We start from the raw sequence: 11,971 nt of genomic DNA, 5'->3' as shown, positions 1-11,971 counted from the left end.
ACGGCCACCTCTCTGGCTCTCAGGGCCTGGCTTATGCGGGGAGAGCCATAGCGCTGTTTGCTTTTGCTGTGCTCCTCCCTGATCAAGGACAGCAGCCGCTCGTTCTCCCTGGCCCTGTTGGAGGCACAGCCCTTCAGCGAGTCATAGTAGCCGCTCCTGCTCACGTTGAACACCTGGCACATCTTCTCAACGGGAAATCTGGAGCTGTACAAGGTTATAAACCTGTGGATTTCCCGTCTCCCCTGGAGAAGATGCTGATAGCCTTTTTTAGAATGCCGCGCTCCAGCTCCGCGTCCCGAAGCTGCTTTCTGAGCCTGGCAATCTCGGCCTCCTCCGGCGTGTGCCTGGCCTTGCCGTGGCCCGTGAAACTGCCCTCCGGCTTTTCCAGGTGCTCTGAGCGCCAGCGGTAGATGAGCTCCGGGCGGACGCCCAGCTCATGGGCCAATTCCTGTATGCTGTTCCGGCTCTTGCTGAGCTCAACGGCCATCAGCTTGAACTCCTTGTCAAATCTTCTTCTCTCTTGTGACATAGCGTTAAGGTATTAAATTTTCGCTTAACTTAATGTCCGGATAAAGGTAGCAACTCCAGATCTAGGTGTAAGGGAGGTTAAACACATACTACAATGTTAAAACTTGTACTAAACTAGTACCAGAGTTCCCCGCCTTAGCCAAGGAGGGGCAGGGGTGGTTGGACCAGAGACTGAGGACAATCCTGTTTAATTTCGGTAATCCTGCGAATCATCATTCTGAAAAAACACCCACAAACAAAACAGCTCTGCCCATTAATTGAGCGGAGCTGTTTAAAACGTTTATACTTCTACTTTACACCTCATCCGAAGCATACCATTCTGCAAAAGAATTCTGCGTTTCTCATAACTTCAGGCTATGCAACGCTACACTTCCCGGCATTACTTTTCGTAGCCTGGTTTTAAAGTCAATCAACATGTTTTCGCAGGTTGGCTGGTAAGGCGTTAGCAGCAACTTATGGTTAAGTTTGCGCAGCGCCTCTACCAAGTCGCTGTCGCTATCGGCGCGGAGGAGCAGGGCGTGGTCTACTACGTCAAGTATAGTTTCCTGCACCAGCTGCTTCAGATCGCCAAAGTCCAGCACCATGCCATTTTTAGGATGCTCATCGTTGATGATAGGTAAACCGATGATCGTAACCTGCAGTTTATAGGAGTGCCCATGAATGTTCCGGCAGGGGCCATCGTAGCCTTGAAGGGCATGCGCTGCCTCGAACGTAAACAGGCGGGTAAGTCTTATTTTGGTCATTGGTTATACTACGGCTTTCTCCAGTTTTGCCAGCATTAGTTGGTCTTCAGCCTCCAGTAACTCATCCAGCATAATAACCTGGCGTTCCAGCTCATTTTTGAAGATAACCGGCAACTGCTGTTTGTAATACTGTATGCCTTGCTGCAAATTATCCCAGAAGCTTTGCAGGTATTTGTACTGCTTATCGGTTAGCGTGTCCAGCTGCTCTTCTTTTTTTTTCTTCCAGTAATCCACGTACATTTTTAATTCATTCACGAACATGTGCGGACGGTAGGTGTTGTTTAATGCGTTAAAGCGGCCATAAATATGATCCACCATTTCCTGCAGTTTAAACACTCCTGAAAAGTAAGCCAGGTTCGGCCCAGGGCAGATAGAGATAGCTTTGGTAGCAGCTTTTTTGCTGATATTGTACAGCTGGATGGCAGAGTTTGCCAAACCTTCGCATAAGCATTCTTTTGCCAGTATTTTAGTTTCCTCTGTAAAGTAGGTGATCGGGTCTAAATCTTGTGCCTGCAATTGCTCCAGTTTGCGGCGCTGGTACTTGCGCGATGCCGTGCAGATAGCCTCATCGGTAAAATCTGTATTGGATACCAGGTGTTTTTTTACGCATGGGCTGCCTGGTTTTCCTTTATCGGCACGTTCTTTTTTAAGCAACTCGTTGGAGGTATTGCGCAGCGAGTTAAAAGGCACACCCAAAGGTGAGATTGGGCTAAGAAATAGATCCTCTGCTTTTGCGGCTGCCAATTGTTGCAGGGTTGGCTCGTCTACGGTAGAGGCCTCCGGTACCAGCAGGAAAGGCGTGCCCCAGCCTGTGCTGTCAGCTCCGTAATGCTCCAGCAAAAACATCTGCTCTTGTGCAGTGCCAATACCACCCTGCACGGTAAGTCGTTGTGCCGGCACATTTAACGGAACATGTATGTTTTTTGCAGCCAGCGCAGAGCTAAATAAACTATATAATTCCAGGCGAAGCGCCTCCCGGTTCTGCTTAAACTCTTCCAGAATCGGGCCTATCAGGTAGCCGTCGGTAGCAAAGGTGTGGCCACCGCAGTTTAAACCGGACTCAATTCTGAATTCAGACACCCAGATCCCTTTTTTAGCCAGTATTTTACCCTGCACCATGGCAGAGCGGTAATCGCTAACTTTAACGATCACCTTCTTCTCGAAAAAGCCTGAGGCATCGGGGTAAAAGCATGGGAAGTTTTCTAAGTAGCCATACAAACGCATGTTCATCCCCGCCGAGAACACCACCGAAGAGCGTACCGTGCTGTTGGCAAAACCACGTAAGGCAGCCAGCGCATCAGAATACTCCTGTGGCAGCTGCTCTCCGTTTTTAGCGTAGTTGGTCCTGTCCAGCTTGGTCATGATGTTCACATCTATATTTCCGGCTACCATCGCATCACAAAGTTCCTCCTGCAGGTTTTGTCTCCAGAACGGGGCTGTAGTTTGTTTCATCTCCAGGTATTGCTCATGCAGCAGAGAGTTCTCTGGCAGCATCTCAAAGTACTTCGTCAGGTCAGAATCAGGGGCGAATTCCTGCTGCTGCATTTCGGCCATTTGCTGTGTTACCAGTTCATCTAGCAGGTTTAAATAAGCCGTTACCCGTTTGGCACGGTAGTCTTCTTCTTTCTCAGAGATAGGGGCATATGGCTTGTTGTATACCTGGCTGTAGTGCTGGCGCATATGCTCCAGCAGGCTATCATCGCTCAGCGATACAACAGAAGAAATACCGAAACGCGCTACCTTAAGCGGCGAATCAATAGAGAAAGCAAGACCCATTACAGGTATGTGAAATGTATGTGGTGCAGTTTGTGACATCAGATGTTATTTACTTGTTTAGGTGGGCACAAGGTAGGGCAACCGATGGTGTCGCTGAATGAGTAGCATCAATCCTATATATGATTTTTGTCATTTTATGACGCAGTTGATAAAGCTAACTTGTATAAGCAACTATTGCGTTATGGATACTCTTACTATACATGAGCAGGAACTGGTAAATCCGCTTACTTATGAGGCATACAGAAAGCTGGTAGAGGAGCTGGTTGAGCAGGAGAAAACCTCCGGAGGTGAGCAGATAGAGGAAAAGATAGGCTTTACTAAACTAAATCTGCAGCGCATGAAGCGTGTAGAAAAGCAGTTTGCTATACTTCCGGAACTGAAGGAAACCCTTGAGCAAAATCAACCTAACTGGAAATGGCTTGTACTGGTAGAAGCCTGGTGCGGGGATGGTGCGCAGCTATTACCTGCAATTGCCAGAATCGCTGCAGAAGCGTCAGTTATAGAACTCACTGTTTTGCTGCGCGATGAAAACCCGTCTTTGATGGATACCTGCCTGAGCAACGGCAGCCGTTCCATTCCTAAGCTGATCTGTATTGATGCGGAAACCGGAGAACGCTTGTTTACATGGGGCTCAAGGCCAAAAGCTATACAGGAGCAGGTAGTGTCGTTTAAAGCCGCCAACCCAACAGCCGGCCACGACGAACTAGTGCAACAGGTACAACTGTGGTATGCAAAAGACCGCAGCAATGCCTTGCAGCAAGACCTGTTGGAGTTAACAACGCAGGCTTTAGCTAAAGCAGAACTAACGGTTTAAGGAGCCGTTTCTTCATACGTGCTGAATTATACTTTTAACACCCACTCAAAGCGCAATTGGTTGCTGGTGGCACTACTAAACCTGGTGGTAGTAGCTGTGCTGGGCCTGTTGCTGCGTTGGCTGTTTGTGGCTCCTGTGGCAGGACTTAATTTTAAATACCTGCTGCACGCACACTCGCATGTGGCATTGCTGGGTTGGCTGTACCCTGCGCTTTTTATTGCGTTGCTGGTTACTTTCCTGCCTCCTGAGTTACGGGACAAAAAAACGTATACCTGGCATTTCTGGCTATCGCAGGGGGCGGTGCTGGGGATGCTGCTTAGTTTTCCGGTGCAGGGTTACGCGGCCGTTTCCATTACTTTTTCCACGGCTCATATCCTGCTCAGCTACTGGTTTATTTACCGGTTCTTAAAAGATGCAAAACAGGCTAACATAAGTCAGGGCAAGCACCGGCTGTCTTTTCTGTTTGTGAAGGCTGCGCTGTTTTTCCTGGCTATTTCCTCGTTGGGGCCGTGGGCTATGGGGCCGATCATGGCATTGGGGCACAGCGGCAGCCAGTTATACTACAATGCTATCTATTTCTACCTGCACTTCCAGTACAACGGCTGGTTTACCTTCGCCGTGATGGGCCTTCTGATCTGGTTGCTGGAGCACAACCAAATCAGCTTCAATATAAAGTATGGACGTTTATTTTTCAGGTTGATGTTCTGGGCTTGTCTGCCTGCTTACCTTTTATCTATACTTTGGATAAAGCCGGACGCTTGGGTATACTTTGTGGGAGGTACAGCTGTCTTGGTACAGGTAGTGGCATTGATTCTATTGCTAGTTATACTTTGGCCGGTGTGTAAACAGGTTTATACTTTGTTTAGTGGCTGGAACAGAAATATACTTTTGCTGGCAATGGTGGCTTTTATACTTAAAACTCTCATGCAATTTGCCACGGCTTTACCATACATTGCAGACCTAGCTTATAAACTACGGCACTTTATTATAGGCTATCTGCACCTGGTGCTTATCGGGTTCGTAAGCTTTTTTATACTTTCCTTTTTCGTGCAACAGGGCTGGTTAAGTTTTAAAAGTAGTATAAGCCGATGGGGTATGGGGCTGTTTATACTTGCTTTTGCAGGCAGCGAGGCATTGCTCTTTCTGCAAGGGACATTGTTCTGGGCTAAGGTTGGCGCTATGCCATACTATAACGAGTTGCTTTTTGGCGTAAGTATACTTTTGCCGTTGGGTATCCTGTTATTCTTTATTCCACAACTAAGGCACAGACCTCACAGCGTCTTCAAGACCTGTGGGCGTCTTGTCAGCAACGAAGTACCTGCCCGTAGCTAGACACTCGCAGGGCCTCCGGACGCTGAGAGGTCTTTATAGTATTGTCCTGCTTTTGTTCTGCTTGTAGTACTCAATCTTGGAGTGGAACATCTCTGCCATCCGCTCTGCCCGCCATTTTGCCTCGGCTGCTTTCTCGCCAGTAAACAGTTCGTCTATGGTCTGGTAAAAGATGCTCAGCCACCGTTCAAAATGCTCTTCGCCAATAGGTAATGTAATGTGCTTGCTACCCGGACTGCCCTGGTAGGTTAATTCACCCAGCAAAATGGTTTGCCAGAAACGATACATAATGTCCAGGTGGCGGGCCCAGTTATCCTGAATCTGCTCCTGAAATACAGGTCCCAACAATTCATCGCCTCTGACACGGGTGTAAAAAGTATCGACCAGTTTTTTTACATCATCCAGACTAAGTATGTCGTGTCTTTCAGTCATATTCTCTTTTCTAATTTCTTAGCGTGCCTTGCGTGTTCCTTTGCGTCCTTCGCGGTAAGTACAAACCGCAAAGAACGCAAAGGTTTCGCAAAGGTCGCCAATGGTAAAATCTTAACCACAGATTAATGGGAATTTGATGGATTAGTGGGACTTATCTTCTTAATTAGATCTCCATAGACCTCTCAGCGTCCGAAGGTCCTGCGAGAGTCTGGTACGAAAGTGTATTGCTTCGTAGCGTTAGACACTCGCGGGTCATAAAGACACCGCGAGGTCTTAAAACCCTTCAAATCTATCAAATCTCCTTAATCTGCTGTCAAAGTTCTCTTTCATCTATGATCAAAAATCCCGCTAATCCATCAATCCCCCTTAATCTGTGGTCCTAACTACACCCCAGACTATTCCCGCAGTTCAAGCACTTGTAGCAGGTGCCGGAGCGGATGGTAATGTGGCCGCAAACGTTGCAGATCGGGGCATCACCCATCATGTTGGCCAGTACCTGCTGCGTTTGTTCCATCAGCAGTGTCCGGCTTTGAGTAACAACCTTATACATACTACCATTTGCAGGTTGGGTGAGTTCAGCAGCAGGATCTGTAGTAGCAAGCGACGTAGGTGCTTCTTTCATGATCTCGGGCTCTTCCTGGTGCACATGTACCAGGTCGGTTCTGCCCAGGTACTCGTAGCCCAGTAGCCGGAACAGGTAATCGAACACTGAGGTAGAAGACTTGATGTTCGGGTGCTCTACACGGCCAGCCGGTTCGAAGCGGGTAAAGGTAAAGCGGCTCACAAACTCCTCCAGCGGCACCCCGTATTGCAGCCCCAGCGACACAGCAATGGCAAAACAGTTAAGTATAGATCGGAACGAGGCGCCCTCTTTATACATATCAATAAACACTTCGCCCAAAGTGCCATCGGGATACTCGCCTGTTCTGATATAAACCGTATGGCCGTCTATTTTCGCTTTTTGGGTAAAGCCGTTGCGCTTGTCCGGTAATTTGCGGCGCTCCACCATAGCGGTTAATTGCTGGCGGAAGGCCTTGTTGCTTTCGTCGGCAAGTATGGCTTTGGCAGCCTGCAATACCTGTTCTGCTGTAGGGTTTTTCAACTCAGCCTCGGTTGGCTGTGTTTTTTCCTTAGCGGTAGTGCTGGCCGAAGAAAGTGGTTGCGATAACTTGCTGCCATCACGGTAGAGCGAGCAGGCCTTCAGCCCCAGTTCCCACGACAGTTCGTAGCAACGCGCCACCTCATTAACTGTGGTTTCGTTAGGCAGGTTGATGGTTTTGGAAATGGCCCCGGATATAAAAGGCTGTACCGCCGCCATCATGTAAATGTGCCCATCGGCAGGTATAAAACGTTTGCCTTTGCTGCCGCAACGATTAGCGCAATCAAAAACAGCGTAGTGTTCCTGCTTTAAATAGGGTGCGCCTTCCACGGTCATGGTGCCGCAAACGTAGTCGTTGGCTTCGTCAATCTGCTTAGCTGTAAAACCCAGTTCCAGCAGTAAGTTAAAGTCGGGTTGGTTATACTTATCAGCTGCAATGCCAAGGCGCTGCAAAAAGGCCTCGCCTAAAGTATAAACCGAGAACACAGAAGGCAGGTCGTAGGCAGTTGGCAAGGCAAGTTCTAGTACAGCCAGGTCCTCATCAGTAAAACCAAATTTTTGTAGCGACTCAGGGTTTATGTGCGGGCAATTTAGCAGCGAAGCATGGCCTTTGGCGTAGTTTACAATAGCCTGCACTTCTTCTGAAGTATAACCCAGTTTTTGCAGGGCCAGCGGAATGGATTGGTTGATGATCTTGAAGTAACCGCCTCCAGCCAGTTTTTTATACTTTACCAGAGCAAAATCAGGCTCTACGCCGGTGGTGTCGCAGTCCATTAAAAGGCCAATGGTGCCGGTTGGGGCAATTACGGATGCCTGTGCGTTGCGGTAGCCATACTTTTGCCCAAGTTCCAAAGCTTTATCCCAGGCCTGACAAGCTGCTTTGTGCAGGTAGTCCGGGTAAAAAGCTGGGTCTAAGGCTTTGGGTTTGATAGACAGGCTTTCATGTTTTTCCGGAGTATTGTGGGCTGCACAGTTGTGGTTGCGGATCACACGCAGCATGGCCTCTTTGTTTAGCTCATACTTCGGAAACGCACCTAACACTTTGGCCAGCTCAGCAGATGTACTGTAAGACTCCCCGGTCATGATAGCTGTTAAGGCGGCGGCCATACTTCTGGCTTCTTCGCTATCGTATGGCAGGCCCTGTATCATTAGCAAAGCACCTAAATTAGCATAACCCAGGCCTATGGTGCGGTAGTCGTAAGAGCGTTGCGCCACGGCCTCCGAAGGGAACTGCGCCATCTGCACCGAAATATCCAGCACGATCGTCCAGAGGCGGCAGGCATGCTCGTAGGCGTCTACATCAAATTGCAGCTTTTCTGTATCGTAAAATTTGGTCAGGTTAAGCGAGGCCAGGTTACAGGCCGTATTGTCCAGGAACATGTATTCGGAGCAAGGGTTAGATGCCCTGATCGGCCCTTCGGCAGGGCAGGTATGCCACTCGTTAATGGTTGTATCAAACTGTAATCCCGGGTCGGCACAGGCCCAGGCTGCATCGGCAATTTGTTGCCACAACTCCCGGGCAGGAACAGATTTTACCACATGCCTATCGGTTCGTGCTGTCAGATCCCAGTTGCTGTTTTGGTGCAGCGCCTCAAAAAATGCATTGGGCACCCGTACCGAGTTGTTTGAGTTCTGGCCCGATACAGTCTGGTAAGCCTCTCCGTTATAATCTGCGCTATAGCCGGCTGTAATAAGGGCTGCTACTTTCTTTTCTTCGTCTTTTTTCCAGTTAATAAAGTCTTCTATTTCAGGATGGTCCATGTCGAGGCAAACCATTTTAGCTGCGCGTCGCGTAGTGCCCCCCGATTTAATGGCCCCGGCTGCCCTGTCGCCTATCTTCAGGAAAGACATTAAACCAGATGAGGTGCCGCCGCCAACTAAAATTTCATCTTTGCCCCGAATGTTGGAGAAGTTGGTGCCCACGCCAGAGCCATACTTGAAAACGCGCGCTTCCTGCACCCACAGGTCCATAATGCCGCCTTTGTTTACCAGGTCGTCGTCTACGGCAAGTATAAAGCATGCGTGTGGTTGCGGACGCTCATAGGCAGATTCAGATTGGGTTACCTTACTGGTAGCCGGGTCTACAAAATAGTGGCCCTGTGCTTTGCCCTTTAATCCATAAGACTCATACAAGCCGGTATTAAACCACTGCGGGGAGTTTGGTGCCGCATACTGGACCAGCAGCATGTACACCAGTTCGTCGTAAAATGTCTGTGCATCGGCTTCTGTTTTAAAGTAGTTATACTTCTCTCCCCATACTTTCCAGCAGTTTGCCAACCTGTGCACTACTTGTTTTACAGATGTTTCGGGGCCGGTGCTGCCATCAGGTTGCGGTACGCCGGCCTTGCGCAGGTATTTCTGTGCCAGAATATCTGTTGCTATCTGCGACCAACCCGCCGGTACCTCTACATGCTTGATTTCAGCCACCACCTCGCCGGAAGGATTGCGGATAGTAGAAGAACGGAGATCGTACTTAAACTGATCATAAGCTGATTTTGCAGCATTAGTAAAGTGTCTATTTATAGTTAGTCCTGAAGGGTGTTGGATAGAGGTTCTTTTCATGTATCAGAGAAGCTTATTTATACTTATAAAAGCGATAAGAATTCAAAAGTGACTAAATTCTACTGGTTAAAGAATGACGAAGATCATCTTAGTAAAAGACTTTGATATCTTTTATTGTAAACCTTGCTCTATACATTTGTAACGGTGATTTAGTACAGACTTTTAATCTTTAACTACATGGAAACCACACAAAAAACAGACACCTTAGACGTGACGGCTTTGGAACCGCGTATGAAGCATCCAACCATTTTCGAATGGTTCGACAACCTGAAAGGGGGTGAGGCTTTTATCATACACAACGACCATGACCCTAAGCCGCTGTACTACCAGTTGCTGGGCGAGCGTGGCAACACCTTTAAATGGGAGTACCTGGAGCAGGGGCCTGAAGTATGGGAGGTTATGATCGGAAAACTAACTCCCGAAGAAGGTGAAACAGTAGGCGAGTTAGTTGCCAAAGACTATAGAAAAGCACATGTATTTAAAAAGTATGGCATTGATTTCTGCTGCGGCGGTAAAAAGTCGGTGAAGCAGGTTTGTGCCGAGAAAGGCATCAGCCAGGATGAACTAGAGGCAGAACTGATAGCCATGGACGAAGCAGAGAAAGCCCGCGAGGCAGAATACGATAAATGGGAGCCATCTTTTCTGGCAGATTACATCGTGAACATGCACCACAAGTATGTGCGCGAGGCCTTTCCGGCACTATACGAGTACACCACCAAAATTGCCAGCGTGCATGGCAGTCGACATCCGGAGCTGCTGGAGGTGGTAAAGCATTTTACCAACGTAGCCAACGAACTGGAGTCGCACATGCCAAAAGAAGAGCGCGTGCTGTTCCCTTACATCAAGCAACTGGATGAGGCTAAAAAAGCTGGAGTTAAGCTGAACCCTGCCGCTTTCGGATCTATCCAGAGCCCGATAAATATGATGGAGATGGAGCACGAGCATGCCGGCAACGAGCTGGAGAAAATTCGTGAGCTGACTAACAACTATACTTTGCCAGCCGATGCCTGCGCTACCTATACCGTTGCCTTCAAAAAGCTGAAGGAGTTTGAAGATGACCTTTTCCGCCACATCCACCTGGAGAACAATATCCTGTTCCCGAAAGCGCTGGAGCTGGAGAAGGAAGTGATTAAGTAAAATTTGTCTGAATCAGGATTTACAGGATTAAAAAAGATAGGCAGGATTACCTGCAGTATAGGGGCCAATCACCCATCCGTGGAAGAAAGCACTCGTGCAGAAAATTCCCCTCTCGGGAGGGGTAGGGGTGGGTTTACACCTGAGAACAAATCCTGTTCATGCATCCTAATCCTGCAAATCCTGATTCAGACAATAAATTAACAAAAACGGGCCATGCCCACCGAAGCCATGAAAAAGGCTATCACACCACAAAAACGAGATAAAAGTTTAGTGCCGCTGTCACGTGAGCACCATTTTGGACTGCTGTTCTGCTGGAAAATTCGCCAGGGACTAAAAAATGGCACTGACCTGAAAGTAATTAGCAATTATGTCAGCTATTTCTGGAACAACATCCTGAAAGAGCACTGCCAGGAGGAAGAATGGCTGTTGAACCGAGTACTGCCAGCCAACGACACGGCACAAATTCGTTTGGAGGAGGAGCACAGGCTGCTGCATGAGATAATTGCGTTGATATGCGAAGGCAAAAGGCTAAGCTCAGCGTTGTTTAACACCTTGCAGCAAGACCTGGTAGACCACATCCGTTGGGAAGAGCGTGAGCTGTTTCCATACTTACAGGCAGTGGTTAGGAACGACGAACTGGAACTGACAGGCAAGTTGCTGGAGCATAAGCATGAGCCAAGAATTGATGGTTTCACCCCTGAGTTCTGGACAAAACCTGTAACAGCAGCCTAGTCATGGAAATAGCAACAAACACTAAAATATCGGCTATACTTAAAGCCAACCCTGCGTCTATAGAAGCCATTGCCTCTATTAACAGGCATTTTGAGAAGCTGCGAAACCCATTGCTGCGTAAAATTCTGGCATCAAGAGTAACTTTTGCCGATGCTGCCAGAATTGGCGGCTGCACAGAAGAGGAGTTTTACAAAAGGTTGGAGCCGCTTGGCTTTACCCGAAAATTAACTCAAATAAATGCAGCGCAAAAACAAAGTACAGCCGCAGAAAAACCTGTTTACCTGCGGCAAATGGCACCGCAAAGTATACTTACGCTGGATGTTTGCGAAGACATTGCCACCGGCAATGATCCATTTCTAAATATAATGGCTGCTGTGGAGCAGGTAAATAACACCAATGCACTGCTGCTGATAAATACGTTTGAGCCTACCCCGCTGATCTCTATACTTCAGAAGAAAGGCTATACCTCTTTTGTAGAAGTACTAAGCCCGGAGCTGGTACACACATACCTCTGGCTGGAGAACGCAAGTATAAAACCACTTGCTGATACTAAGCTGGCGACGAATGATTTTGATGTTATGGTGAACGACTATGAGGGCAGACTTAGATACCTTGACGTGCGCCACCTGGAAATGCCCCAACCCATGATAGCGATCCTAGGCGAACTGGAAACGCTGCCTGCCGGCGAGGCACTACACGTGACGCACAGAAAGGTACCTCAGTTCCTGTTGCCGAAGCTGCAGGAACGCGGTTGTGGCATTGCCATCAAAGAGATCGGTCCACACGAGGTTGACCTGCTTATTTATAAAGAAAATTAGC

Annotated in this window: 11 protein-coding genes; 5 read left to right on the top strand and 6 right to left on the bottom strand. The window is 48.3% G+C overall.

Annotation, left to right across the window (positions count from 1 at the left end; genetic code table 11):
- From K0O23_RS07630 to K0O23_RS07615, 4 genes are all read right to left on the bottom strand, one after another.
- Positions 1 to 212, bottom strand: a 212-nt coding sequence (locus tag K0O23_RS07630; protein WP_219876806.1) for an IS3 family transposase, incomplete at its 3' end; no start/stop codon positions are given.
- A 2-nt stretch (positions 213 to 214) separates the two neighbouring features.
- Entirely contained in the window at positions 215 to 529 is a 315-nt protein-coding gene (locus tag K0O23_RS07625) for a transposase (RefSeq protein WP_219876805.1), read from the bottom strand.
- Positions 530 to 869: 340 nt separating this feature from the next.
- Positions 870 to 1,271, bottom strand: coding sequence for a 6-pyruvoyl trahydropterin synthase family protein (locus K0O23_RS07620; protein ID WP_219876804.1), 402 nt, complete (start codon positions 1,269 to 1,271; stop codon positions 870 to 872).
- Positions 1,272 to 1,274: 3 nt separating this feature from the next.
- Positions 1,275 to 3,086, bottom strand: a complete 1,812-nt coding sequence (locus K0O23_RS07615; RefSeq protein ID WP_219876803.1) for a nitronate monooxygenase family protein — start codon at positions 3,084 to 3,086, stop codon at positions 1,275 to 1,277.
- Between the two features lie 142 nt (positions 3,087 to 3,228).
- On the opposite strand from K0O23_RS07615, the gene K0O23_RS07610 reads away from it, so the two are divergent.
- Both K0O23_RS07610 and K0O23_RS07605 read left to right on the top strand, forming a co-directional pair.
- Positions 3,229 to 3,861: a thioredoxin family protein gene (locus K0O23_RS07610; RefSeq protein ID WP_219876802.1), complete on the top strand. Its 633-nt coding sequence runs from the start codon at positions 3,229 to 3,231 to the stop codon at positions 3,859 to 3,861.
- A gap of 66 nt (positions 3,862 to 3,927) precedes the next feature.
- Positions 3,928 to 5,193 carry a hypothetical protein gene (locus tag K0O23_RS07605; RefSeq protein WP_219876801.1) on the top strand — a complete coding sequence of 422 codons (1,266 nt, stop codon included), beginning with the start codon at positions 3,928 to 3,930 and terminating at the stop codon, positions 5,191 to 5,193.
- A 33-nt stretch (positions 5,194 to 5,226) separates the two neighbouring features.
- Here K0O23_RS07605 and K0O23_RS07600 read toward each other — a convergent pair whose 3' ends face one another.
- Entirely contained in the window at positions 5,227 to 5,622 is a 396-nt protein-coding gene (locus tag K0O23_RS07600; RefSeq protein ID WP_219876800.1) for a group III truncated hemoglobin, read from the bottom strand.
- A 379-nt stretch (positions 5,623 to 6,001) separates the two neighbouring features.
- Positions 6,002 to 9,283, bottom strand: a complete 3,282-nt coding sequence (locus tag K0O23_RS07595; RefSeq protein WP_219876799.1) for a vitamin B12-dependent ribonucleotide reductase — start codon at positions 9,281 to 9,283, stop codon at positions 6,002 to 6,004.
- A gap of 177 nt (positions 9,284 to 9,460) precedes the next feature.
- On the opposite strand from K0O23_RS07595, the gene ric reads away from it, so the two are divergent.
- The 3 genes from ric (at position 9,461) to K0O23_RS07580 (ending at position 11,970) form a co-directional block, all read left to right on the top strand.
- Positions 9,461 to 10,420, top strand: coding sequence for an iron-sulfur cluster repair di-iron protein (gene ric, locus K0O23_RS07590; protein WP_219876798.1), 960 nt, complete (start codon positions 9,461 to 9,463; stop codon positions 10,418 to 10,420).
- Between the two features lie 213 nt (positions 10,421 to 10,633).
- Positions 10,634 to 11,152, top strand: coding sequence for a hemerythrin domain-containing protein (locus K0O23_RS07585; protein ID WP_246596982.1), 519 nt, complete (start codon positions 10,634 to 10,636; stop codon positions 11,150 to 11,152).
- A gap of 2 nt (positions 11,153 to 11,154) precedes the next feature.
- Entirely contained in the window at positions 11,155 to 11,970 is an 816-nt protein-coding gene (locus K0O23_RS07580; RefSeq protein ID WP_219876797.1) for a DUF2249 domain-containing protein, read from the top strand.
- Position 11,971: the final 1 nt, after the last annotated feature.

It is taken from the genome of Pontibacter aydingkolensis (assembly GCF_019443125.1).
Taxonomy (GTDB): Bacteria; Bacteroidota; Bacteroidia; order Cytophagales; family Hymenobacteraceae; genus Pontibacter; species Pontibacter aydingkolensis.
This window is presented reverse-complemented; position numbering and strand designations above follow the sequence as displayed.